Origin of the sequence: Zobellella taiwanensis (genome assembly GCF_003012795.1) — a bacterium.
GTDB classification, from domain to species: domain Bacteria; phylum Pseudomonadota; class Gammaproteobacteria; order Enterobacterales; family Aeromonadaceae; genus Oceanimonas; species Oceanimonas taiwanensis.
Window position 1 is genome coordinate 74281 of record NZ_PXYH01000006.1, and the last position, 23877, is coordinate 98157.

The following is a 23877-nucleotide window of genomic DNA, read 5'->3' on the forward strand; positions in this document are numbered from 1 at the left end:
GGGCGGACCGTCCGCTCATTGCCGCATAGCGGCAACCTTCATGCAAGACGAAACCGAACACCAACAGGAGCCAACCATGGACATGATTAAAACCCGCGCCGCCGTGGCCTGGGAAGCGGGCAAGCCGCTCAGCATTGAAGAAGTGGATCTGATGCCGCCCCAGAAGGGCGAGGTGCTGGTGCGCATCGTCGCCACCGGTGTTTGCCACACCGACGCCTACACCCTGTCCGGCGACGACGCCGAAGGGGTGTTCCCGGCCATCCTCGGCCACGAGGGCGCGGGTATAGTGGAAGCCGTGGGCGAGGGGGTGACCAGCCTGCAGGTGGGCGACCATGTGATCCCGCTGTACACCGCCGAATGCGGCGAGTGCAAGTTCTGCAAATCCGGCAAGACCAACCTGTGCCAGGCGGTGCGCGCCACCCAGGGCAAGGGCCTGATGCCCGACGGCACCACCCGCTTCTCCAAGAACGGCCAGCCCATCTACCACTACATGGGCTGTTCGACCTTTGCCGAGCACACCGTGGTGCCCGAAATCTCCCTGGCCAAAATCAGCAAGGAAGCGCCACTGGAAAAGGTGTGCCTGCTGGGCTGCGGCGTGACCACCGGCATGGGCGCGGTGAAGAACACCGCCAAGGTGCAGCCGGGTGACACAGTAGCCGTGTTCGGCCTGGGCGGCATCGGCCTGGCGGTGATCATCGGCGCGGTGCAGGCCAAGGCCGGGCGCATCATCGCCATCGACATCAACGAAGACAAGTTCGAGATCGCCAAAAAGCTGGGCGCCACCGACTGCGTCAACCCCAGCAAGTTCGACAAGCCGATCCAGGATGTGATTGTGGACATGACCGACGGCGGCGTGGACTTCTCCTTCGAGTGCATCGGCAACGTCAAGGTGATGCGTTCGGCCCTGGAGTGCTGCCACAAGGGCTGGGGCGAGTCGGTGATCATCGGCGTGGCGCCGGCCGGTGCCGAAATCTCCACCCGCCCGTTCCAGCTGGTGACCGGCCGGGTATGGAAAGGCTCCGCCTTTGGCGGTGTGAAGGGCCGCTCCCAGCTGCCAGGTATTGTGGAGCAGTACCTGAACGGCGAGTTCGAGCTGGATACCTTCATCACCCATACCATGGGCCTGGACGACATCAACCACGCCTTCGATTTGATGCACGAAGGCAAGTCCATCCGCTCGGTGATCCTGTACGACAAATAAACGAAAAATAGCGTTAAGCTTTCAACGTGATATGGAGCGTGGGCGACTCGCCCGCAATTTGGCGCGAAGCGCCAACATTAAGTGCCCTGAGGGGCACTGATGCAGGCGGGCCGCCTGCGCTCCAGGCCTTCTTTTCAGCCGATTTTTCAAGGATCCCTCGATGCAACTGGTACAAGAGCAAAAATGCTTCGGCGGTCGCCAAATCCGCTACCAGCATGAATCCCAAAGCCTCAACTGCAGCATGCAGTTTTCCGTATTTCTGCCGCCCCAGGCCGAACAGGGAGCCGTGCCGGCCCTGTACTGGCTGTCGGGCCTGACCTGCACCGACGAGAACTTTTCGTCCAAGGCCGGCGCCCAACGTATGGCCGCCGAACTGGGCCTGGCGCTCGTCATTCCCGACACCAGCCCCCGGGGCGAGGGCGTGGCCGACGATCCGCAGGGTGCCTACGATCTGGGCCTGGGGGCAGGGTTTTACGTTAACGCCACCGAAGCGCCCTGGAACAAGCACTACCGCATGTACGACTATGTGCTGAACGAGCTGCCGGCGCTGGTGGAAGCCGAGCTGCCGCTCAGCGGCAAGCGCGCCATCAGCGGCCATTCCATGGGCGGCCACGGCGCCCTGGTGCTGGCCCTGCGCAACCCCGAGCGGTTTGTGTCGGTGTCGGCCTTTGCGCCCATCTCCAACCCCACGGATTGCCCCTGGGGCCACAAGGCCTTGAGTGCCTACCTGGGTGAAGACAGAGCCGCCTGGGCCGAGTACGACACCAGCCTGCTGCTCAAGGCAAAAGGCTGTGCACTGCCCATGCTGGTGGACCAGGGCGAGGCCGACAACTTCCTGGCCGAGCAACTCAAACCGCAAGCGCTCAAGGCTGCCGCCGAACATGTTGGCGCCGAACTGACCCTGCGCCTGCAACCGGGCTACGACCACAGCTATTACTTTATTGCCAGCTTTATCGAAGACCACCTGCGCTTCCACGCCCGCCACCTGGGCTGCTGAACCTTAAAAAGGGGTCGGAGTCATTTAAAAATTGACTCCGACCCCTTTTTATATTTTTTGCCCTCTGTGGCAGATGCGGGCGGGCGGCCCGTGCGGCAATAAAGCCGGCGCCCAGGGCGAGGGCGTAGCCGGCTTCCCAGCCGAGCGAGAGCAGCACGCCCAGGCACAGCAGTGCAGAGATGGCGGCTAGGGCGCGCCAGAAGCCTGAAAGCAGTTTTACCCCGGCGATCATCGCCAGCAAATACACCAGCACAAAGTTGCCGTTGGCGTAGCGGATCAGGGTGTCCAGCGGCAGCCGGAACAGCCAGGCGGCCAGCACGCACAGGGCGCACACGCCAATCACCCAGGCCAGGGCGCGCAGCGGGGCGCCGTTGCGGTTAAGGCGGGCCAGGCCGGCTGGCAGCTTGCCTTCGTCCGCCAGGCTCCACAGCAGCCGGGCAAAGCCCTGCACATAAATGTTGATGCTGGCAAAGCAGGCCAGGTAACCCACCAGGGCCGCGGCCCAGCGCCCGCCCTCGCCAAACAGCCGGGCCATCAGGGTGGGGATGGAGGTGGTGTTGGCCAGCTCGCTACCATATACCCCAAAGCGCAACACCGCCAGGGCGCAGGCCAGGTACACCAGCCCGGCCAGCAGCATGCCACACAGCAGCGCCAGGGGAAAATCCCGCTTCGGGTTTCTGAATTCCTCTCCCATGTGGGTAAAGGCTTCGAGCCCCACAAAGCACCAGAACATCACGCCCAGGGCGGCGGGCAGCAGGCCCCATTGCACTTCATGCAGGGGCGGCAGGGCCGGGGGTGCTGCCAGCAGGCCGCCGGCCCACCACACGGCCAGCAACAGCAGCACTATGGCCAGGGCAATCAGCACCTGCACCAGGCCGGAGGCGCGGGTTTTGCGGCTGCCCAGCAGCAGCATCAGCCCCAGGGTGGCCAGTTGCACCAGCAGGTCGCCGGCGGCGGAAAGGTCGAACAGGGCATGCCAGAAACCGGCGGTCAGGGTGAGGGCGGCGGGCAGCCCCACCGGCAGCACCGCCAAAAACAAAAAGGCGGCCAGTTTTTCCATGGGGGCGCCCAGGCCCCGGCCAATCAGGTGGGGCGCGCCGCCGGCGTGGGGAAAGCTCTGGCCCAGGCGGGCAAAGCTGAAGGCCACCGGCAGCACCAGCAGCACCAGCCCCAGCCAGGCCCATACCGAACCCGGCCCGGCAATGCTGGCAGCCACCGCCGGCACGACAAAAATGCCGGTGCCCAGCAGCGAGGTGGCCATCATGCCGGTGCCGTAGGCCAGGCCCAGCTCTTTGTTTAAACGCCCCATTTTGTTTCAAATCCCGTGTGCCCGAATTCTGATATATTAGCGCCAACAACCAAAATCCCGAGCCGGCAGAACGACGGATAAAGGCAACGCTTTGCCGGTTTCTGCCGTGATTTGGCGGGGAGAGCAGAGAGGCAGGGGTGGACAAGTTCGATCAACACATAGTGGCGCTGCTGGTGGCCAATGCCCGCATGGCGGTGGCCGCCATTGCCCGCGAGGTCAATCTGTCGCGTTCGGCGGTCTCGGAGCGTATTCGCAACCTTGAACAAAAAGGCGTCATTCGCGGCTACCACGCTCGCCTGGGGGCCGCGCCCGCCCAGGTGCGCGCCTACATGGAACTCCATTACCTGGTGCATCGCTGCGAACAGCACGCCGCCCGGCTGAGGAATATTCCCGAGGTGCGCCAGGCCTTCACCATCAGCGGCGACACCGACATCATGCTTTATGTGGAAGCCGCCACCATGGCCCGGCTGGAGGAAGTGCGCAGCCACATCGAGCGCCTGCCCGACATCAAAACCGTAAAAACCCATATCATCCTGTCCGAACTCATCCACAACCCGGGGTGAACATGCAGATATACAAGGCCCACTGGCTGGCGCCCTGGTTCAATCATCCTTTCCTGGCTACCGAACTGACCGCCGCCGGCCCCGTGCTGCACCTCAAGCATGAGCGCCACGCCCTGGCCTGGGATGAACTGAGCGCGCCGCCCCGGCTGGAAGCCGCCCGCCGCCTCTACCGGCTGCGGTTGTTGTGCACCCAGGGCAACATCGAGCTGGGCTGGCTGCCCGGGGCGGTGGCCAGGCCGCTGGCGGAGGCCGTTACCCTGGGCTGGTTTCAGCATCATGGCGAGCGGGTGCGGCCCCTGGCGGAGCATTGCCTTTCGGTGCTGGAGCAGGGGTATTTGCGCCATTCCCGCTGGCGCGAGCTCAAGGCGCGGGTGGCGGCCGAGCCGGTGGACTGGTCCGCTTGCCCGCCGCCCGGGGCGCTGGACGACCGCACCCGGGCCGCCTTTGAGCTGGTGGCCACGTTGCAGGGGGCGGACGAGTCCTGGCTGGAACAGTGCCGCCGGGAATATTGCCGCCAACTGCTGGCCGAATACGCCGCCCTGTTCGACGGCCTGGAGGCCCATCCGCTCACCGAGGCCCAGCGCCTTGCCTGTGTGGTGGATGACGATCACAACCTGGTGCTGGCCGGTGCCGGTTGTGGCAAAACCAGCGTGATGGCGGCGCGCAGCGCTTTTTTGCTGGCTTCTCGCCAGGCCCGGGCCGATGAACTGCTGCTGCTGGCCTTTGGCAACGAGGCGGCGGCAGAAATGGCCGAGCGGCTGGCCAGCCGGCCCGAGACCACCCCGGTCAAGGTGAGCACCTTCCATGCCCTGGGGTTGATGATCCTGGCCCGGGTGGAGGGACGGACACCTTCCTTAAGCCCGCTGGCCCAGAATGACAAGGCCCGCCAGGGCGCCTTTGCCGCCTGGCTGGAGCAGTTGGGGCAAGACGACCCGGGGTACGGCGAACGGTTGCTCGACTGGCTGCGCCGCCACCGCTTCCAGGTGGTGCCCCGGCCGGATTTTATGCGGCTGGCGCGGGAATGGATGCCCCTGGTGGCGGCGCTCAAGCTCTACGGCGAGCCGGACCCTGTTGAGCTAACGCCGGATCAGGCCGAGCAGCTGGCGCTGGTGCGGCCGCTGCTGCACCGCTACCAGGCGCAGTTGGCCGAGCGGGGCGATATCGACTTCGACGATATGATCGAACGGGCCGTCGAGTATGTGCGCCGGGGCCGGTTCGAGGTGCCCTGGCGCCACATTCTGGTGGACGAGTTTCAGGATATTTCCCGCGCCCGCGCCGGCCTGCTGCTGGCCCTGCGCGACGCCGCACCCGGACTTTCCCTGTTTTGCGTGGGGGACGACTGGCAGGCCATTTACCGCTTCAGCGGCGCCGATGTTTCCCTGACCACCGGATTTGCGCAGGTGTTCGGGGCCAGTGCCGTGACGGCGCTTGACCGGACCTTCCGCTTCAACAACCGTATCGAGCAGGTGGCCAGCCGCTTTGTCACTCGCAATCCGGGCCAGCTCGCCAAGCGGCTTGCCGCCCAGCGGCACAGCGAGGGCCCCTGTGTGCACGTGTTGCCGGTGGACCACGACAGCCAGATGGACGCGGTCAGCCGCTTGCTGGCGCAAATCGCCGCCCAGCGGCCGGAGGCTTCCGTATACCTCTTGGCGCGTTTTCGCTTTGCCCTGCCCGATGCGTCCCAACTCGCCGGCTGGCAGCGGCGTTTTCCGGGACTGACCCTGGAGGCCCAAACCCTGCACGGCGCCAAGGGCAAGGAGGCGGACTGCGTGATCCTGCTGGGCCTGAGCCGGGGCAAATACGGTTTTCCACCGGAAAAAAGCGGCTCCGAACTGCTCGACCTGTTGTTGCCGGAACAGGAACCCTTTCCCCACGCGGAGGAGCGGCGGCTGTTTTATGTGGGGCTGACCCGGGCCCGGGACCAGGTATTCCTGCTGGCCGACCGGCAGATCCCCTCGGTGTTCGTCAAGGAACTGCTTGACGGCGGCTACCCCGGCGTCAGTCGCTGGAGCTAGACAGTGTGTGCCGCTCCCGGGAGTCGGCCTTTTGCGGACGGGCCGCCCGTGCCTCAGATGAGGTGGGCGGCTTGGGAGAGAGTTATCTGAGTCGTTGTTGCTCGCGCAATTTGCGACCATGAAACACATAACCAATCAGGTTGAGCAGCACCTGCGCCGCCAGGATGCTGGTGGTTCCGGTATGGTCGTAGTCGGGAGCTACTTCGCATAAATCAATGCCTACCACTTCTCCACCAAAGGCTACTCCCTGCAGGATTTCCATTACTTCGTAATAGGTAAAGCCGCCATGGCTGGGAGTGCCGGTGCCCGGTGCGATGGAAGGATCAAAACCGTCGATGTCGATGGTGATATAATAATTCACGCCCTTGGGGATCAAATCCAGCACCCCCTGCACGCCCAGGCGGCGCACGTCCCGCACCGACAAAATGGTGGAGCCCGCATCCTGCGCCGCCTGGTGATCGGCCCGATTGGACGAAGACACGTTGCGAATGCCCAACTGGGTCATGCCGGTAATAAAAGGTTGCTCCACGGCTCGGCGCATGGGATTGCCATGGCCAAAACGCACACCATGGCGCTCGTCAACAAAATCCAGGTGAGCATCAATCTGGATAATATGAATGGGCCCGCGACCTTCAAAAGCGCGGATGCAGGGCGCGTTAACCGAGTGATCCCCCCCCACAATCACCGGCAGGGCGCCGGATTCCAGGATCTTGCGCACACCATACTCAATGTTGGCATGGCTCTTTTCGGTATTGGTGTGCACCATGTCCGCATCGCCAATATCAACGATTCTTACCCCGTCCAGGTACATGGTGTCTTCTTCATAGCTGTAGGCACCGCCATGACCGAACGAAAACAGGGTAGAGGCCTCCCGTACCGCACGCGGCCCCATACGGGCACCGGAACGCCATTGGGTGCCGCAATCAAAGGGCGCCCCCATAAAGGCCACATCCGCCTTCAGATTGTCCCAGTCTTCACAAATGGGGCTTTTGGCAAAGGTACAAAACCCCACAAAAGGCAGATTAAGGCGTCCTTTCTCATAACTGTTTTCACTCATGGTCCATCTCCTCGCTGGCATCAGCCCATGCCGGGCCGGTAGCTTACATGCCGGTTCAACAGGCACCGGCCTTCCTTTCGTCAGCGAGTATGGCAAAGCCAGTTTCATCAAAAAATGTAAATTTTCATATGTTCACTTTAAATAAAATAATGAAAAAGTCAGCGCCCGACGGTCTGTATTCCCAGGCTGGTAATCAAGTCCTCCACAAAAATCCGCACCACCTCCTGAGGAGCCGGTCTGGCCCGCATTGCCAGGCTGAACTCGGAAAGCCACCTCAGTTCGGGCAATGCCAGCTCTTTCATTTCACCGCTTTCTACCCAGGAGGCGGCATAATGCACCGGTAAAAAACCAAGAAATTGACCGCTGCGGATTAACATGGCCTGCGCTTCCATATTCGACACAAAAGCCGCCCCCAGATAAGGGCGTACCGTCTGCATTTCAGCCTGCTGCACATAGGTCCGGCTGGAAATGGGATAAGCGCCCACCCGCTCAACCGAGAGCTCGGCAGGCTCGGCGTCATACAGCGGATGGCGACGGCCACAATAAAAGCGGTGTTCTTCGGTATACAGCGGTCTATAGCTCAGCGCCGGATGGCGCTTTTGAAAAGGCCCTATCGCCAGGTGCAAATTGCCGTTGAGCAGCTCGCGCTCCAGCTCTTCCGGCGGCAACACCGCCAGCCGCAACGATACCTGGTTACTGCGCTTAAAAAATCGGTGGATAGCGTCGGGCATCGGTACTTGCGTATTGGTAATGGTGTTGTCTACCAGCCCTACCCGTAACGTGCCGGTCAGCTTATTGCGTAAAGCGCCCAGCTCCGCTTCCAAATCCGAAAAACTGTTCAGCATTTCCCGGCAGCGCCGGTACACCAGCTCACCCTTTTCGGTCAGGCTAAAGCCACTGCGGCCACGGTGGCAAAGTGAAAAACCCAAACGAATCTCAAAATCCCGGATATGGGTGCTGATAGCCGGCTGGCTCATGCCCAGTACCGATTCGGCCCCGACAAAACCGCCGTACTCCACCACCGCACAAAAGGTCTGCATATGTTTCATTGAGTACATGGGTTCCATTCCGATTGTTACATTAATTTTTCATAAGTATACATACAAAAATTTATATTTTTGGATGAATAACCCTCTGCAATACTGGCTTTGAGAAGAACGGAATCATCTTCGGCCCACACCGGCCGAGCTCACCAATAGCAGGAGACGATGCTATGAAACCTCTGAAACATACCCTTAATACCCTGGCACTGAGCACCATGCTCACCCTGACACCTGCCCTGGCCCAAGCCGAAGAATGGAAATTCGCCCTGGAAGAAATCCCCGGCTCCATCATGGATGCCTACGCCCAGGAATTTAAAAAACGTATAGAGGGACAAACTCAAGGCGAAGTGAACGTGCGCATCTACCATCTGGGCTCGCTGGGCACTCCGACTGAACTGGTGGAGCAGACGGCCGACGGTATTATCCAGTTTACCAACGTCTCGGTCGGCAACCTGGGCACCATAGTGCCGGAATCCCAGATCTTCTTGCTGCCCTATGCCTTCCCTTCCGACTCCACCGCCATGGCCGACTTTCTTGGCAACAGTCCGCTAATCCGGCAGGAGTTGGCCAAGGACTACCGGCAGCGTGGCCTGGAGCCCCTCAGCTTCTATTCCCAGGGGCCACAGGTATGGACCACCAACAAGCCTATCCATACCCCGGAAGATTTCAGCAACTTCAAGATGCGGGTCATGGTATCGCCCATCCTGCTCAAGGCCTACGCCGATATGGGCGCCAGCCCCACCCCCATTCCCTTTGGCGAAGTCTATGGCGCCCTGCAGCTTAAGCAGGTGGATGGCCAGGTTAATCCCATTCCCGCCATAGAAGAAATGAAGTTCTATGAAGTGACTGATTACCTGATTTGGGCCGGTGAACAGGAACTGGTGACCAATGTGCTGGCGGGCAGCGACTGGTACGACACCCTCAGTCCCGAGCGCCAGCAACTGATTGAACAAACCATGGCCGATATGCAGGGCTTTATCCGGGACGTGGTAGCCACTTACAACCAGGAAAAGCTGGAGCGTATTCAGCAGGCCAAACCCGGCATAGAGCTGATTAAACTGACCGAAGCCGAACAGGCCGCATTCAGGGCCCGCACCGGCAATACCCACGCAGCCTACACCGAGATCACCGGCCGGCGTGGAGAGCAGCTGCTTGAGCAATTACAGGCGGAATTGGCCGCGCTCTGACCCGTCATTGCCGCCCCAGCCGGGGCGGTTTTGCTTTGTGCCAGCAGGAGACCAGCCCCATGCCACGCATCATCACCACGCTGCTCAAACAGCTAGACCACCTGACTGCAAAAGCCGAAGCCCTGATTTTGGCCGGTGCCATCCTAATCATGGCCGGCAACACCATTGCCAACGTCTTCGGCCGCTACGTGTTTTCCCAAAGCCTGTACTTTACCGAAGAGCTGAACGAATTCCTGATTGTTGCCGTCACCTTTATTGGCTTGGGCTACATCACCCGCAAGGGGCGGCATATCCGGATGTCGGCCATTTACGACAGCCTGCCGCCGTTGATGCGCAAAGCCACCATGATATTCATTGCCCTGAGCAGTGCCGCCATGATGTTTTTGCTGGCCTGGCATGCCCTTGGTTATGTTGAGCGTCTGGCTGCCCGCGGTCGGGTTACCCCGGCACTGCAGTTTCCGCTCTATCTCACTTATATCTGGGTGGTAGTCGGGTTTGTCCTGGCCGGGCTGCAATATCTGCTTGCCCTGCTCAAAAACTTCAATACCGGAAACCAGGTATACCTGGCGCTGCATGTGGTTGACGAATATCAGGATCCGGAGCTGGAGCAGTTGCAGCAGCAACTCAAGCCCCCGGCTCCGTCCGCCCGCTTCAAGGAGGAGCCCCAATCATGACCCTGATGATGCTGAGCATAATGCTGCTGTTGCTGCTGGCCGGTTTTCCCATGATGATGCCGCTGCTGGTGGCAGCGGTAATGGCACTGCTGGTGTACCTGCCGGATCTGAACCCGCAAATCCTTATCCAGCAGATGATAGGCGGCGTCAAACCCGGCGCCCTGATTGCCGTGCCCCTGTTTATCCTGGCGGCCGACATTATCACCCGCGGGCACTCGGCCGATCGCCTGGTGGACGTGGTCATGCGATTTATGGGCCACTTTAGGGGCGGCATGGCCATTTCCGTTACCTCCGCCTGTGCACTGTTTGGCGCCGTGTGCGGCTCCACCCAGGCCACCGTCGTCGCCGTTGGCGGCGCCATGCGCCCGCGCATGCTCAAAGCCGGCTATAACGACAGCTTCAGCATGGGGCTTATCGTCAATGCCGCCGACCTGGCCTACCTGATCCCCCCGTCCATCGGCATGATCATCTACGGCGTGATCTCCGGCACCTCCATCTCTGCCCTGTTCCTGGCGGGCATTGGCCCCGGCCTGCTGGTGATCGCCCTGTTCAGTCTGTACTGCGTATGGTACGCCCATCGCCACCAAATTCCGGTTGAACCCAAAGCCAACTGGCGCGAACGCCTGGTGGCATTGCAGCGAGCCATCTGGCCCCTTGGCTTTCCGGTGATAGTGGTGGGCGGCATTTACGGCGGCATTTTCAGCCCTACCGAATCGGCGGCCATCTGCGTGCTGTACGCCCTCATCCTGGAGCTGGTGGTGTTTCGTTCCATTAAACTGCGCGACGTTTACGAGATTGCCTTATCTACCGGCGCCATTACTGCCGTGGTGTTTATCCTGGTGGCTGCCGGGGCCGCTTTTTCCTGGATACTGTCGTTTGCACAAATTCCCCAACAGCTGATCGCCGCCCTGGGCCTGGAGCAGGCCAGCCCGCTCACCGTGCTGCTGGCCATCAACATCGCCTTTTTTATCGGCTGCATGTTTGTGGACTCCATTGTGGTTATCCTGATCCTGGTGCCCATCTTTGCCCCGCTGATTGCCGGCAGCGGGCTGGATCCGGTGCTGGTGGGCGTGCTGATCACCCTGCAGGTCGCCATTGGCGCCGCCACCCCTCCCTTTGGCTGCAACATCTTTACCGCCGTGGCGGTATTCCAGCGGCCCTTTGTGGAAGTGATCCGCGGCGTGCCCGTGTTCTTGTTGCTGCTGTTGCTGGTAACCGCTCTGCTGATCCCCTTCCCGCAAATTGCCTTGTTCCTGCCACAACTGGCCGCGGGATAATCATGAAAAGCAAAAGACAGGCGGCTCGTCTGCCTTTTGCATACAGCGCCAACCCTGAACCGGGTTTTGCGGAGGGGCTGTCTGCGCCCCAACAGCCCCCCAATCGGTGCCGGAATTGCGCCAACTCCCGTTTAACGGAGTGTCATTTTTCGTGGAGGGGCTCCACCCTCAGCAGGGTTATCATGTTCTATTCAGCAGCGGCAGCACCGTGGTGTGTTTGAGCTGGTCGAGCAGGATATTGGAGCGGATGTTGGACACCGTTTTCAGGTTGAGCAACTGGTGCATCATAAAGTCGGACAGGCTCTTGAGATCGCTGGCCACCACCTTCAGCAGGTAGTCGGCGTCGCCGGTGACGCTCCAGCATTCCAGCACCTGGGGAAAGTGCTGGATGGCCTGGTGGAATTCATCGGCGATGCGCTCGCCGTGCTTGCCCAGGGTCACGCTGATCAGCGCGGTCACGTGCAGCCCCACCTTCTCCGGGTCCACCTGGGCCACGTATTTCTGCACCACCCCCAGCTCTTCCAGCTTCTGCCGCCGGCGCTGGCACTGGGACGGGGAGAGGTGGATGAGTTCCGACAGCTCCACGTTACTCAGCCGGCCATTCTCCTGCAGCGCCTGCAGCAGGCGGGCGTCCTGGCGGTCCAGTTCGATTTCGTGCGCCTTTCTCACGGTGATCCCTTCTCCGATGCAACATTCGAGCAAAAAACTAAACTTTAATGTAACAACTTGCAAACAAAATGTGTGGGCATTGCCTTATGCTGTTGCCATTGCGTTTAAGCATGAATCAATGGAACAAGGCGATTAAGGAGAAGAATCATGATGTCTGAAGCGATTTCACCGGAAAAATCCTCTTTGTGGGACAACCCCCTGGGCACCGACGGCTTCGAGTTTGTGGAATACGCCTCCAGCGAGCCGGAGCAACTGGCGCAACTGTTCGAACGGCTGGGCTTTGTCGCCATCGCCCGCCACCGCAGCAAGAACGTGACCCTCTACCGCCAGGGCGACATCAACTTTATCCTCAACGCCGAGCCCAACAGCCAGGCGGAGCAGTTCGCCCGCCTCCATGGTCCCTGCGCCAACGCCATGGCGTTCCGGGTGAAGGACGCGGCCCGGGCCATCAAGCAACTGGCCGCCAACGGCGCCAGGGTGGTGGCCTCCGGCGCCGGTCCCATGGAATTGCAGATCCCGGCCATCGAAGGCATCGGCGGTTCGCTTATCTACCTGGTGGACCGCTACGGCGAGCAGAGCATCTACGACGTGGACTTCCGCCCCATTCCGGGCGTGGACCAGCACCCCCAGGGCGTGGGCCTGACCTACATCGACCACCTCACCCACAACGTGGCCATGGGCAACATGAGCCTCTGGGCCGGTTTCTATGAGCAGCACTTCAACTTTCGCGAGATCCGCTACTTCGACATCGAGGGCAAGCTGACCGGGCTCAGGTCCCGGGCCATGACCAGCCCCTGCGGCAAGATCCGCATTCCCATCAACGAGTCCGCCGACGAAAAGAGCCAGATCGAGGAGTTCCTGCACCAGTACAAGGGCGAGGGCATCCAGCATATCGCCCTGGGTACCAACGACATCTACCGCACGGTGGAAACCCTGCGTGACGGCGGCATGAGCTTTATGACCACCCCCGACACCTACTACGAGAAGCTGGACGCTCGCCTGCCCGGCCACGGCGAGGATCTGGCCCGGCTGCGCAAAAACCATATCCTGATGGACGGGGCGCCGACCCAGGGCCAGGGACTCCTGCTGCAAATCTTTACCGACACCGTGATCGGCCCCATCTTCTTCGAAATTATTCAGCGCAAGGGCAACGAAGGCTTCGGCGAGGGCAATTTCCAGGCCTTGTTCGAGTCTATCGAGGAGGATCAAATACGCCGGGGCGTGCTGAAGGCCGAATAATCTCTAATTTTTTACCACAGCCATTTTTTCAATCGGGAAGATGGTGGCAAAATAGCAGGACATACTGTCAGCCATTCTTTACACCTTTAGCTGGGGTGGCTGACGTTGTCCTAATACAGCTAAAGGAGGAGAAGCTGTGTCTGTGGTGGCAACCAATGTTCAGGGTAAAACGAGTGCCGGCGTGACCCCGGCCCTGTGGTCCAGCCGTTTTGTGTTTATCATGGCGGCGGTGGGCTCGGCGGTGGGCCTCGGCAATATCTGGAAGTTCCCCTATATCACCGGCCAGAACGGCGGCGGCGCCTTCGTGCTGGTGTATCTTGTCTGTGTCGCCATCATCGGCATCCCCATCATGATGTCGGAAGTCATGCTGGGCCGGCGCGGCGGCAAGAGCCCCATCGGCACCATGGGCGCGGTGGCGGCGGCCGAAGGGCGCAGCCGGAACTGGGCCGGGGTCGGCATCATGGCCACCCTGGCGGCCTTTTTGATCCTCTCCTTCTACAGCGTGATCGCCGGCTGGACCATGCCCTATATCGTGGAGGCGGCCAAGGGCGGCTTTGCCGGCATGGCGGCGGAGGATTCCGGCGCCATGTTCGGTGGCCTGCTGGCCTCGCCGGGCCAGTTGCTGCTGTGGCACTCGGTGTTCATGGGGCTGACGGTGCTGGTGTCCGCCGGCGGCGTCAAGCACGGCCTGGAGCGGGCGGTGTCCTGGCTGATGCCGGCGCTGTTCGTGCTGCTGCTGATCCTGGTGGGCTACGCCATGACCACCGGCCACTTCGGCGAGGCAGTCTCCTTCCTGTTCAAACCCGACTTCTCCAGCCTGACCGCCGAATCCGTGCTGGTGGCCCTGGGCCACGCCTTCTTCACCCTGAGCCTGGCCAGCGGCGCCATGATGGCCTACGGCGCCTACCTGAAGAAGGATGTGTCCATCGCCCGGACTTCCTTCACCGTGGCCATCATGGACGTGTGCGTGGCCCTGCTGGCGGGGCTGGCCATCTTCCCGGTGGTGTTCGCCCACGGCCTGCAGCCGGGCGAGGGCCCGGGCCTTATCTTCGTGACCCTGCCGGTGGCCTTCGGCCAGATGCCGGGCGGCGGCTTCTTCGCCACCCTGTTCTTCGTGCTGCTGCTGTTCGCGGCCTGGACCTCCTCCATCTCCATGCTGGAATCCCTGGTGCGCTTCCTCGAAGAGAAGGGCGTGGGCCGGGTCAAGGCGGCGGTGGGCGGCGGCCTGGCGGCCTGGCTGGTGGGCATTACCACGGTGCTGTCGCTCAACCTGTGGGCCGATTTCGCACCCCTGGCCATGTTCGAACGCTTCGAGGGCAAGACCCTGTTCGACCTCTACGACTACCTCACCGCCAACATCATGATGCCGCTCGGCGCCCTGCTGACCGCCATCTTCGTGGGCTGGGTAATGAAGCCGGAGCACTCGGCGGCCGAGCTGGGCGGGCAGTGGCATGCCCTCTGGCATGCGGTGGTGCGCTACGTCACCCCCATCGGCGTGCTGGTGATCTTCTATTTCAACCTGTTCTGACCTTGCGGGTTTCAAACGAAGCCATGAGATAGCGGGCGGGTACCGTTAAGCAGAGCCTCTGTCCTTATGGCGAGTCTGCGTACGGTGCCCGGCCGGTATGCACATTACTTAACTTCTCCCTGATATGTATTAATGGCCTTTGCCGGTCAGGGATCCCTGTTGCCTGTAAAACGGAGTAATCAACGGATGAAAGCACTGCTTCAGCAATTTGAACGGAAAAACCCGGAAATCGTGTTCGAGTGGCACGACAGCGAGACCGAGGCCAGGGGCTGGGTGGTGATCAACTCCCTGCGCGGCGGGGCGGCCGGCGGCGGCACCCGCATGCGCAAGGGGCTGGATCGCCATGAGGTGGAATCCCTGGCCAAGACCATGGAGGTGAAGTTCGCGGTGTCGGGTCCGGCCATCGGCGGCGCCAAGTCGGGCATCGACTTCGATCCGGCCGATCCGCGCCGGGACGGGGTGCTGGCGCGCTGGTTCAAGGCGGTGGCGCCGCTGCTGAAAAGCTATTACGGCACCGGCGGCGATCTCAACGTGTGCGAGGTGAAGGACGTGGTGCCCCTGACCGAGCGCCACGGCATCTGGCATCCCCAGGAGGGGGTGGTCAACGGCCACTTCAAGCCCACGGTGAGCGAGCAGATCCGCAAATTGGGCCAGCTGCGCCTGGGGGTGGCCAAGGTGGTGGAGGACGGCCGTTACAGTCCGGACGCAGGACGCAAGTACAAGGTGGCGGATCTTATCACCGGCTGGGGCCTGGCCGAGTCGGTGCGCCACTACTACGGCATCTGGGGCGGGCAAGTCGCCGGCAAGCGGGTCCTGGTGCAGGGCTTCGGCAACGTGGGGGCGGCAGCGGCCTGTTACCTGGCCCAGCAAGGCGCCCGCATCGTCGGCATCATGGATGCTTCCGGCGGGGTGATAGTGCCAGAGGGGCTTGGCGTCGAGCAGGTGCGGGCGCTTTATCTTGGCCGCCAGGGCAACCGGCTGGCGGGCCCCGGAGTGGTGAGTTTTGAACAGGCCCAGGCCGCCTTCTGGCAGCTCGGGGCCGAGGTGTTCCTGCCCTGCGCCGCCTCCCGCCTGGTCGGTGCCGATCACCTGGCGGCCCTGGCGGACAACGGCGTGGAGCTTATCGCCTGCGGCGCCAACGTGCCCTTTCGGGATCAGGAAATCTTCTACGGCCCGGTCTACCAGCAGGCGGACGAACGGCTTAGCGTGATCCCGGATTTTATCGGCAACTGCGGCATGGCCCGGGCCTTCGCCTTCCTGATGGAAACCGAACAGGAGATCGCCGACGAGGCCATCTTCCGGGACGTGTCCGAGCGCATCCGCCATGCCCTGCAACGGGTGCACAACCACCGCAGCCGCACCACCGGCATCGCCGCCACCGCCCTGGAGCTGACCCTGAAGGAACTGATGGGCGAGCGGGCCGGTTAAATCCGGAACCGGTTCACCAGTAGGTTGAGCTGCTCCGCCAGCCGCGCCAGTTCGGTGCTGGATGCGCTGGTCTGGTTGGCCCCGGCCGAGGTCTGCACCGACAGATCGCGGATGTTCACCAGGTTCTTGTCCACTTCCCGCGCCACCGTCGCCTGCTCTTCGGCGGCGCTGGCGATGGTCTGGTTCTGCTCGCTGATCTGCACGATGGCCGCCGCTATCTGCTCCAGCGCCTCGCCCGCTTCCTGGGCTATCTGGCGGGTCAGCACGGTGCGCTCCGTGCTGCTCTTGATGGCGCCCACCGTGGTGCTGGTGTCGCTCTGGATGGCGTGCATCATCGCCTCGATTTCCTTGGTCGACTCCTGGGTCCGGTGCGCCAGGGCCCGCACCTCATCGGCCACCACCGCGAAACCGCGCCCCGAGTCCCCGGCCCGGGCCGCTTCTATCGCCGCGTTCAGCGCCAGCAGGTTGGTCTGCTCGGCGATGGCGCGGATCACGTCCAGCACGCCGCCAATGTCCTTGACCCGCGCCGCCAGGCTTTCCACGCCGTGCATGGTCTGGGTGATCTCCCGCTCCAGCTCGGCCACGGTGTCGATGGTATGGTTGACCTTGCCGCGGCCCACCTGGGCCTTGTCGTCGGCCAGGTCGGAGTTTTGCGCGGTGGCGGCGGCGTTGCGGGCCACCTCTTCCACCGCCGCGGTCAGCTCGTTGACGGCGGTGGCGGCCTGCTCCAGCTCATCGCTTTGCTGTTGCAGGGTGCGGGTGGACTGGTCGGTGACCACGCTCAGCTCCTCGGCGGTGGACGCCAGCTGGCTGGAAGAGTCGTTGATGTCGAAAATGGTCTTTTTCAGCTGACTTTGCATCTGGGCCAGGGCGCGGATCATCTCGCCCATTTCGTCCCGGGCCCGGTCGCCGAATTCGGTGGTCAGGTTGCCGCCGGCAATGGTACGGCAGACCTCCAGCGCCTTGCGGATGGGACCGAGCAGGCTGCGGCTGAACAGCAGGGCAAACAGCGCCACCAGGGCGGCGGCCACGACGATGGCCACGCCCATCAGCAGGTTGGCGGCGGAAATCATCCCGTGGGCGCCCTCGGCGGCCTGATCCGACCTTTGCTGCTGATAGGCGCCCAGCCGGTTGAGGGTGTCGGTGACCTTAAGGCCCAGCTCGTTGAAGCCCTGGTGGCGAAAACGCTCGGCGCCGGCCAGGTCGCCGCCACTGATCATGGCGGACAGTCGCTGGTGCAGGCTGTCGTATTCGGCCTTGGTGGCGGCCACTTCGGCGAGCAGTTGCTTGCCGTCCGGGGTTTCGACCAAGCCTTCCATCTTGCGCATGTTGTCGGCAAAACTGCCGTCCAGTTCATCCAGCCGGGTCAGGGCGCTGCTGCGGCCCTGGGCATTTTCCGCGTACAGGGCGTTCAGGGTGTACAGGCGGATGAGCAGGAAATCCCGGCGCAGCTCGCCGACGGTAATGGCCGCCGGCATGCGGGTGTCGGCCATGGTACCGACCACCTGGCCGATGCGGCCGAACTGGATCATGGCGATAATGCCGAGGGCGATGGTGATCAGGCCGAGCAGGCCAAAGGAAAGTGCCGAGCGTTGTCCTATCGTCAGTGTTCTGAGCATGGTGTGCGCCTTGTTATCAATGGGGGGTCTCACCCAGTATATCGGCCGGGGGGCACCCTTCCATTAGCGGGAGGTCTAACTGCGGGCCCGCCTTACAATCCGTAGCGCTCTATTTTTTTCAGCAGTCCCTGGCGCGACAGCCCCAGGGCCTGGGCGGCATGGGTGCGGTTGTTGTCGTGGCGGGCCAGGGCCTCGCTGATCAAGGCGATTTCCAGGGCCCGTACCTGGGCCTCCAGGCTGTCGCCCGTGGCCTGGGCCCGGGAAGGGCCCTCGGTGCGGGCATCGGGATAGAGCAGGGCAATGTCGTCGAGAGTGATGACCCCGCCCCGGGCGATGGCGGCCACGCTGTCCAGCGTGCTTTTCAGCTCGCGCACATTGCCCGGCCAGCGGCGGCGGATAAACCAGTTGAAGGCGTCGCTGTCCGGATGCAGGGGCGGGCGGCTGCCCCCGCCGGCCTGCCGTTCGAGGAAATGGCCGACCAGCAGGGGAATGTCTTCCGGGCGGTCGTCCAGGGGCGCCGTGGTGATGGTCACCCCCTTGATGCGGTAGAACAAATCCTCGCGAAACTCGCCCTGGGCCACCTTGTCGGGCAGATCCGCGTTGGTGGCGGAGATCACCCGCACGTCTATGGTTTCGAGCCGGCGTCCGCCCACCGGGTAAAAACTGCCTTCCTGCAGCACCCGCAGCAGCTTGACCTGCATCGCCAGGGGCATTTCGCCGATTTCGTCGAGGAAGAGGGTGCCGCCGTCGGCCAGCTTGAGCAGGCCGTCCCTGTCCTTGTCGGCGCCGGTAAAGGCGCCCCTGGTGTGGCCGAACAGCTCGCTTTCGAGCAGCTCGGCGGGGATGGCGCCGCAGTGCACCGAAATAAAGGGGCCGCCGGCGCGCTGGCTGAGATCGTGGATGGCGCGGGAAATCACCTCCTTGCCGGTGCCCGAGGGGCCGGTCACCAGCACCCGCACATCGGTGGGGGCGATGCGTTGTACCAGGGCGCGGATGCCTTCCATCGAAGGGGAGGCGCCAATCAGGGCCTGCAACGGGCTCTGGCGGCCGATGCGGGTTTTCAGGCTGTTCAGCTCGCGCACCAGCTGGTGCTTGGTGATGGCCCGGCGGATCACCACCGCCAGCAGATCCGGATCCATCGGCTTGGCCAGCAGGTCCCAGGCGCCCTGGCGCAGGGCTTCCAGGGCCAGCTCCCGTTCGCCGTGGCCGGTGAGGATGATCACCGGCCGGTCGGTGAACTGGGGCAGGGCGGCCAGGGTGTGGCGGGGATCGAAATGGGGCGGCAGGGACAGGTCGAGCAGGATGAGATCGGCGTCGAATTGCTGTAACTGGCTGCGTAGCCCGTTGAGATCGGCGCCGGTGCGGACCTCGTAACCCTCGGCCTCCAGCCACTGGGCGCCCAGTGTGCGAAAGGCGGGCTCGTCGTCGACCAGCAGGATGCGGGCGGGGGTCATGGGGTGTGCTCCTCGGGAAAATAGAGTTCAAAACTGACCGGCCAGCCCAGCTCGGCGCTGTGACGGATCTGGCCGCCATGGGCATCCATGATGCGCTGGACAATGGCCAGGCCCAGGCCGCTGCCGCCGCTGCGGCGGGTGACGAAGGGGCGGAACAGCCGGTCGCGCAGATCGGCGGGAATGGCCGGGCCGTTGTTGTGCAGGCAGAGGCTGCCGGGCCTGTCGCCCGCTTCCAGCAGCAGCCGTCCGCCTTCCTGGTTGCGCACAAAGGCCAGGGCGTTGTCGATCAGGTTGACCAGCACCTGCTGCAGCCGGTAGGGGTCCGCCTGCAGGGTAAAGCCGGGCGGCAGCCGGTAGTCGAAGCGGGCCTGCTGCCAGTCGAACTGGGACTGCAGGCTGTCGAGCAGGGGCGCCAGGGCCACCGGCCGGCGCTGGATCTGCAACTGGCCGGCGTAGGCCAGCATGTCGGAGATCAGCCGGTCGGCGCGTTGCAGCTGGTGCTGGATCATGGTCTTGCGGCTGGCCTCCAGCCCGGCGGTGGCCATGGCAATGATGTTGAGCGGATTGCGCAGCTCGTGGGCCATGGCCGCCGCCAGTCCGCCCAGTTCCACCAGGTGCTGTTCCGACAGCCGCTTGCGCTCGGCTTCCGCCAGTTGCAGGGAGCGCTCCAGCAGGCCGCAGCGCGTCGCCAGCAGGGAGGCGAACACGTCGGCGGTCAGGCGCATGCCGGGGGTGACGTCGTCAAAGCCCAGCAGCCTGAACTGCCAGCCGCCGGGTTGGTGCAGGCACCACAGCTGGAGGCCAGGGCCGGGCTCGGGCAGGGGCGGCTCGGCCAGCAGGCGGACCCGCACCGACTGGCCCATCTGGCGGCTGAGCAGTTGCTCGGCTTCCCGGGCCAGCTCCTGCCAGCCAGCGGCGTCGCGCAGCCGCGCCAGCCAGGTGTCGAGCAGTTGTTCGTCGAGCCGGCTGCCCGGGTAGATCAGCCGTTCCACCAGCTTGTTGAGGGGGCGATAAAGGGCCAGCATCAGCAACAGCAGCAGCATGGAGTAAAGCCACAGCTGCCACTGGGGCACATTGGCCAGGGCCTGCATGCCAAAAGAGCCGGCCATGGCGCTGAACAGGGCGATCAGCCCCAGCACCAGCAGGGTCAGCAGGGTCCACAGCAGGGCCCGGTTGGCCCAGGCATTGACCTCCAGCATCTGGTAGCGCACCACGCCGTAGACCAGCAGCAGCACATAGCTGGGCAGCAGCAGCATGGGCCAGGGATACCAGAGCAGGCCGAGGGAGGGGAAGATAAAGCTGGTGGCCAGCCACAGGCCCCAGGCGCCGGCGGCGAACATGGCGGCGATGGAGCGCTTGCGGTTGCCCCGGTGGCGGGTAAACCCCCACAGCAGCAGGGTATGGGCCAGCACCCCGACGCTGATGGTATAGCCGATGTTGAACCAGCCGCTGCCCTGGAACACGAAATAGTGGTCAAAGGGGCCAAAGGCGATAATGCCGCCGCCGCCGAACCAGAGGGTGACTCCGCTGACCAGCACCGCCGCCAGGTAGAGCAGGCCGCGGTGGCGCGCCAGGCGATCGAGCCAGGGGGTATGGCCCGGGCCCTGGTTGACGAAGCCCACGGCAAAATCGAGGAAAAAGGTGGGCATCAGGGGGTTGGCGAGGATCAGGGCGATGCCGAGCCGCTCCCAGCCGTGGAACACCGCCACGTGGCCGGCGCACCACAGCGCCATCATCACGCCGAAGCCCGCCAGTGCCTTCATGCTGCGCCGGCGGCGGGCGCGCCAGAACAGCCAGGCCGACACCAGCAGGGCGCAACCGCTGGTCAGCAGCATCATGAGTTCAAAGGCGAGATCGAGGGCCATGGGCGGCATTCCGGCTGTCAATATTGTTTACAGTTGGTGGCCGAAAGACTGTAAACCCTGTTGTCGGTTTGGGCAAGTTTTTGCGCCTTGTTTGATCCAGGGCAAGGCGGGGCGCGGTTTTCCGCACGCTGGCATGGTTCCTGCTTTAACCGGGTATCAACCTAGCGAGTGAGCCGATAATAATGAACATGACCGCCTTATTGATTGAATTTTCTGCTATTTTTATTGTCCTCCTGTTGGCGGGGCTGCCGGCTGCCGTCAATCGCCACCTGTCCCGCTAAGGAGGAAGCATGGAGCTCGATGCCGCCATACTGTCGCGAATACAGTTCGCCTTTACCGTCAGTTTCCACATCATCTTCCCGGCCATCACCATCGGCCTGGCCACCGCCATCGCCATCTGGGAAGGGCTCTGGCTGAAGACCCGCAACCCCATCTACTTCCAGCTGGCCAAGTTCTGGATCAAGCCCTTCGCCATCACCTTCGGCATGGGGGTGGTCAGCGGCATAGTGCTGTCCTACGAATTCGGCACCAACTTTTCCGAGTTCTCCGAAATCACCGGTCCGGTGCTGGGGCCGTTGATGGCCTACGAGGTGCTCACCGCCTTCTTCCTGGAGGCGGGCTTTCTCGGGGTCATGCTGTTCGGCTGGCAGCGGGTGAGCGAACGGTTGCACTTCTTCGCCACCTGCGTGGTGGCGGTGGGTACCTGGCTTTCCGCCTTCTGGATCATCGCCGCCAACTCCTGGATGCAGACCCCGGCCGGTTACGAGATAGTGAACGGCCGCTTCGAGGTGGCCAGCTGGCTGGAGGTGATCTTCAACCCCTCCATGCCCTACCGGCTGGTGCATATGCTGCTGGCGGCCATGCTGACCGCTACCTTCGTGATCGGCGGCGTCAGCGCCTGGTTCCTGCTCAAGGGGCGCGACCAGGCCTTCGCCCGCAAGGGGCTGTCGATGGCGCTGTGGGCGGCGCTGATCCTGGCGCCGGTGCAGGCGCTGGTGGGCGATTTCCACGGCCTCAACGTCAAGGAGCACCAGCCCGTCAAGCTGGCGGCGATGGAGGGCATCTGGCCCGAGCGGGAGGCCGGCGTGCCCCTGCTGCTGTTCGCGGTGCCGGACATGGACAACGAGACCAACCATTTCGAAATCGGCATCCCCAGGCTGGCGTCGCTGATCCTCACCCATGAGTGGGACGGCGAGCTGCAGGGGCTCAAGTCGGTGCCTGCCGACGAGCGCCCCAATGTGCCCCTGGTGTTCTATTCGTTCCGGCTGATGGTGGGCCTGGGCGTGCTGATGATAGGCGCCGCCCTGTGGGGGCTCTGGCTGCGCCGCGGCGGCCGGCTCTATGAACACAGGCCCTTCCTGCGGCTGATGAACCTGATGATCCCCTCCGGGGTGCTGGCCACCCTGGCCGGCTGGTACGTGGTGGAAATCGGCCGCCAGCCCTGGCTGGTGCAGGGGCTGGTACGTACCATGGAGGTGGTGTCGCCGCTGCCGGCGGAGCGGGTGCTGTTTTCGCTCACCCTGTTCGTGCTGACCTACAGCCTGCTGTTTTGCGTTTATCTGTATTTCATGGCCAAGCTGGTGCGCAAGGGGCCGCCGGACATGGCGCACCTGGAGCAGCACCTGATCGGCATACAGGCCCCCGGCTACGCCCTGGCCTGGGTGAAGAAGCTGCAACACGACAAGGCGGAGGCATAACATGGATCTGGCACTGTTCTACTACCTGCTGCTGGGCTTCGCGGTACTGATGTACGTGGTGCTCGACGGCTTCGATCTCGGCCTCGGCATCCTCTATCCCTGGTTCAAGAGCGAGGCGGAGCGGGATCATATGATGCGCTCCATCTCCCATGTGTGGGATGGCAACGAAACCTGGCTGGTGTTCGGCGGCGTGGTGCTGTTCGCCGCCTTTCCCGCCGCCTACGCGGGCATACTGGCGACCCTGTACACCCCCATCATCATCATGCTGATCGGGCTTATCTTCCGGGGCGTGGCCTTCGAGTACCGCTTCAAGTCGCACCGCTCCAAGCCCTGGTGGGATCTGTCCTTCTTTCTCGGCTCCACCGTCGCCACCTTCTGCCAGGGCGCCATCCTCGGCGCCGTGGTGCAGGGGGTGGAGGCCGGCCCCGGCGAGCTGGGCGCCCTGGAGTGGCTGTCGCCCTTCGGCATCTTCACCGGCTTTGCGCTGATGGTGGCCTATGCCCTGCTGGCCTGCTGCTACCTGGTGATGAAAAGCCGGGACGACATCATGGCCCGCGCCGCCCACCTGGGGCGCCGGCTGGTACTGGCGATCATGGCGATACTGGTGGTGGTGAGCCTGTGGACCCTGCTGGCCAATACCGAGGTGCGCACGCGCTGGCTGGACGGCCTCAACTTCCTCTGGTTGTCGCCCCTGCCGTTGCTGAGCGCCCTGATCGGCTGGCTGCTGTACCGGGATCTGGACGGCGAGCCCCACGAAACCCGGCCCTTCTGGCTGGCGGTGGGATTGTTCATCCTGGGCTTTGCCGGCCTGGTGGTGGGGCTCTTCCCTTATCTTATCCCGCACCAGCTGACCCTGTGGGAAGCCAGCGCGCCCGACTCCAGCCTGCTGTTCCTGCTGCCGGGCATCTTTATCTTCCTGCCGCTGATCTGCGCCTACACCCTGTGGGGCTACCGTATTTTCTCCGGCAAGGTCGAAGACTTCGAGGAGGGCTACTGATGAGCAACAAGCGTCGGGGCTGGCTGTGGTTTGCCGGCCTTTACCTTGGCGGCGTATT

Annotated in this window: 19 protein-coding genes; 12 read left to right on the forward strand and 7 right to left on the reverse strand. The window is 63.1% G+C overall.

Going from position 1 to position 23877, the window contains the following annotated elements; genetic code table 11:
* Positions 1 to 76: 76 nt before the first annotated feature.
* Together C7I36_RS06045 and fghA are read left to right on the forward strand one after the other, a co-directional pair.
* Entirely contained in the window at positions 77 to 1201 is a 1125-nt protein-coding gene (locus C7I36_RS06045; RefSeq protein WP_106452821.1) for an S-(hydroxymethyl)glutathione dehydrogenase/class III alcohol dehydrogenase, read from the forward strand.
* A gap of 160 nt (positions 1202 to 1361) precedes the next feature.
* Complete coding sequence (gene fghA, locus C7I36_RS06050) at positions 1362 to 2198, forward strand: S-formylglutathione hydrolase (protein ID WP_106452822.1); 837 nt, start codon at positions 1362 to 1364, stop codon at positions 2196 to 2198.
* On the opposite strand, the gene yjeH is transcribed toward fghA, so the two are convergent.
* Positions 2152 to 3507, reverse strand: a complete 1356-nt coding sequence (yjeH, locus tag C7I36_RS06055) for an L-methionine/branched-chain amino acid transporter (RefSeq protein WP_106452823.1) — start codon at positions 3505 to 3507, stop codon at positions 2152 to 2154. The two genes, fghA and yjeH, sit on opposite strands and share 47 nt — an antisense overlap.
* Positions 3508 to 3644: 137 nt before the next feature.
* Between yjeH and C7I36_RS06060 the strand changes: the two genes are divergently transcribed.
* Entirely contained in the window at positions 3645 to 4070 is a 426-nt protein-coding gene (locus tag C7I36_RS06060; protein ID WP_106452824.1) for an Lrp/AsnC family transcriptional regulator, read from the forward strand.
* Between the two features lie 2 nt (positions 4071 to 4072).
* Positions 4073 to 6085, forward strand: coding sequence for a UvrD-helicase domain-containing protein (locus tag C7I36_RS06065; protein ID WP_106452825.1), 2013 nt, complete (start codon positions 4073 to 4075; stop codon positions 6083 to 6085).
* An 82-nt stretch (positions 6086 to 6167) separates the two neighbouring features.
* On the opposite strand, the gene speB is transcribed toward C7I36_RS06065, so the two are convergent.
* Positions 6168 to 7142, reverse strand: coding sequence for an agmatinase (gene speB / locus C7I36_RS06070; protein ID WP_106452826.1), 975 nt, complete (start codon positions 7140 to 7142; stop codon positions 6168 to 6170).
* Positions 7143 to 7300: 158 nt separating this feature from the next.
* A complete protein-coding gene (locus C7I36_RS06075) occupies positions 7301 to 8191 on the reverse strand; it encodes a LysR family transcriptional regulator (RefSeq protein ID WP_106452827.1) in 891 nt (296 codons plus the stop codon).
* A 164-nt stretch (positions 8192 to 8355) separates the two neighbouring features.
* Between C7I36_RS06075 and dctP the strand changes: the two genes are divergently transcribed.
* The 3 genes from dctP to C7I36_RS06090 are packed head-to-tail and all read left to right on the forward strand — an operon-like array spanning position 8356 to position 11323.
* On the forward strand, positions 8356 to 9372 hold the full coding sequence (gene dctP, locus C7I36_RS06080; protein WP_106452828.1) for a TRAP transporter substrate-binding protein DctP: 1017 nt from the start codon (positions 8356 to 8358) through the stop codon (positions 9370 to 9372).
* A gap of 59 nt (positions 9373 to 9431) precedes the next feature.
* A complete protein-coding gene (locus tag C7I36_RS06085) occupies positions 9432 to 10046 on the forward strand; it encodes a TRAP transporter small permease (RefSeq protein WP_106452829.1) in 615 nt (204 codons plus the stop codon).
* On the forward strand, positions 10043 to 11323 hold the full coding sequence (locus C7I36_RS06090) for a TRAP transporter large permease (RefSeq protein WP_106452830.1): 1281 nt from the start codon (positions 10043 to 10045) through the stop codon (positions 11321 to 11323). The genes C7I36_RS06085 and C7I36_RS06090 overlap by 4 nt, the downstream gene beginning before the upstream one ends.
* A 180-nt stretch (positions 11324 to 11503) precedes the next feature.
* Here C7I36_RS06090 and C7I36_RS06095 read toward each other — a convergent pair whose 3' ends face one another.
* Positions 11504 to 11992: an Lrp/AsnC family transcriptional regulator gene (locus tag C7I36_RS06095; RefSeq protein WP_219899602.1), complete on the reverse strand. Its 489-nt coding sequence runs from the start codon at positions 11990 to 11992 to the stop codon at positions 11504 to 11506.
* 147 nt (positions 11993 to 12139) lie between these two features.
* Between C7I36_RS06095 and hppD the strand changes: the two genes are divergently transcribed.
* The 3 genes from hppD to C7I36_RS06110 all read left to right on the forward strand — a co-directional run bounded on the left by hppD (position 12140) and on the right by C7I36_RS06110 (position 16187).
* Positions 12140 to 13231: a 4-hydroxyphenylpyruvate dioxygenase gene (gene hppD, locus C7I36_RS06100; RefSeq protein ID WP_425445033.1), complete on the forward strand. Its 1092-nt coding sequence runs from the start codon at positions 12140 to 12142 to the stop codon at positions 13229 to 13231.
* Positions 13232 to 13367: 136 nt separating this feature from the next.
* Positions 13368 to 14759, forward strand: coding sequence for a sodium-dependent transporter (locus C7I36_RS06105; RefSeq protein ID WP_245880047.1), 1392 nt, complete (start codon positions 13368 to 13370; stop codon positions 14757 to 14759).
* A gap of 186 nt (positions 14760 to 14945) precedes the next feature.
* Positions 14946 to 16187, forward strand: a complete 1242-nt coding sequence (locus C7I36_RS06110) for a Glu/Leu/Phe/Val dehydrogenase dimerization domain-containing protein (protein WP_106452831.1) — start codon at positions 14946 to 14948, stop codon at positions 16185 to 16187.
* Here the strand turns inward: C7I36_RS06110 and C7I36_RS06115 are convergent.
* The 3 genes from C7I36_RS06115 to C7I36_RS06125 form a co-directional block, all read right to left on the reverse strand.
* Positions 16184 to 17806, reverse strand: a complete 1623-nt coding sequence (locus C7I36_RS06115) for a methyl-accepting chemotaxis protein (protein ID WP_106452832.1) — start codon at positions 17804 to 17806, stop codon at positions 16184 to 16186. The two genes, C7I36_RS06110 and C7I36_RS06115, sit on opposite strands and share 4 nt — an antisense overlap.
* 92 nt (positions 17807 to 17898) lie before the next feature.
* The gene (locus tag C7I36_RS17850) at positions 17899 to 19260 is read right to left on the reverse strand and encodes a sigma-54-dependent transcriptional regulator (RefSeq protein ID WP_106452833.1); all 1362 of its coding nucleotides are present in this window, start codon (positions 19258 to 19260) and stop codon (positions 17899 to 17901) included.
* On the reverse strand, positions 19257 to 21125 hold the full coding sequence (locus C7I36_RS06125) for a sensor histidine kinase (protein WP_106452834.1): 1869 nt from the start codon (positions 21123 to 21125) through the stop codon (positions 19257 to 19259). The genes C7I36_RS17850 and C7I36_RS06125 overlap by 4 nt, the downstream gene beginning before the upstream one ends.
* A gap of 290 nt (positions 21126 to 21415) precedes the next feature.
* Here C7I36_RS06125 and C7I36_RS06130 point away from each other — a divergent pair, with 290 nt between their 5' ends.
* Positions 21416 to 22822 carry a cytochrome ubiquinol oxidase subunit I gene (locus tag C7I36_RS06130; protein ID WP_106452835.1) on the forward strand — a complete coding sequence of 469 codons (1407 nt, stop codon included), beginning with the start codon at positions 21416 to 21418 and terminating at the stop codon, positions 22820 to 22822.
* Position 22823: 1 nt separating this feature from the next.
* Positions 22824 to 23819 carry a cytochrome d ubiquinol oxidase subunit II gene (locus tag C7I36_RS06135; RefSeq protein WP_106452836.1) on the forward strand — a complete coding sequence of 332 codons (996 nt, stop codon included), beginning with the start codon at positions 22824 to 22826 and terminating at the stop codon, positions 23817 to 23819.
* The last annotated feature ends 58 nt before the right edge of the window (positions 23820 to 23877 follow it).

Excerpts from the sequence above, each read along its gene's own strand:
- C7I36_RS06130 (WP_106452835.1), top strand. The coding sequence starts at position 21,416 with ATGGAGCTCGATGCCGCCATACTGTCGCGAATACAGTTCGCCTTTACC.
- C7I36_RS06115 (WP_106452832.1), bottom strand. The coding sequence starts at position 17,806 with ATGCTCAGAACACTGACGATAGGACAACGCTCGGCACTTTCCTTTGGC.
- C7I36_RS06065 (WP_106452825.1), top strand. The coding sequence starts at position 4,073 with ATGCAGATATACAAGGCCCACTGGCTGGCGCCCTGGTTCAATCATCCT.
- dctP (WP_106452828.1), top strand. The coding sequence starts at position 8,356 with ATGAAACCTCTGAAACATACCCTTAATACCCTGGCACTGAGCACCATG.
- C7I36_RS06045 (WP_106452821.1), top strand. The coding sequence starts at position 77 with ATGGACATGATTAAAACCCGCGCCGCCGTGGCCTGGGAAGCGGGCAAG.
- C7I36_RS06110 (WP_106452831.1), top strand. The coding sequence starts at position 14,946 with ATGAAAGCACTGCTTCAGCAATTTGAACGGAAAAACCCGGAAATCGTG.
- fghA (WP_106452822.1), top strand. The coding sequence starts at position 1,362 with ATGCAACTGGTACAAGAGCAAAAATGCTTCGGCGGTCGCCAAATCCGC.
- yjeH (WP_106452823.1), bottom strand. The coding sequence starts at position 3,507 with ATGGGGCGTTTAAACAAAGAGCTGGGCCTGGCCTACGGCACCGGCATG.
- C7I36_RS06075 (WP_106452827.1), bottom strand. The coding sequence starts at position 8,191 with ATGAAACATATGCAGACCTTTTGTGCGGTGGTGGAGTACGGCGGTTTT.
- speB (WP_106452826.1), bottom strand. The coding sequence starts at position 7,142 with ATGAGTGAAAACAGTTATGAGAAAGGACGCCTTAATCTGCCTTTTGTG.
- C7I36_RS06135 (WP_106452836.1), top strand. The coding sequence starts at position 22,824 with ATGGATCTGGCACTGTTCTACTACCTGCTGCTGGGCTTCGCGGTACTG.
- hppD (WP_425445033.1), top strand. The coding sequence starts at position 12,140 with ATGATGTCTGAAGCGATTTCACCGGAAAAATCCTCTTTGTGGGACAAC.
- C7I36_RS17850 (WP_106452833.1), bottom strand. The coding sequence starts at position 19,260 with ATGACCCCCGCCCGCATCCTGCTGGTCGACGACGAGCCCGCCTTTCGC.
- C7I36_RS06090 (WP_106452830.1), top strand. The coding sequence starts at position 10,043 with ATGACCCTGATGATGCTGAGCATAATGCTGCTGTTGCTGCTGGCCGGT.
- C7I36_RS06125 (WP_106452834.1), bottom strand. The coding sequence starts at position 21,125 with ATGGCCCTCGATCTCGCCTTTGAACTCATGATGCTGCTGACCAGCGGT.
- C7I36_RS06085 (WP_106452829.1), top strand. The coding sequence starts at position 9,432 with ATGCCACGCATCATCACCACGCTGCTCAAACAGCTAGACCACCTGACT.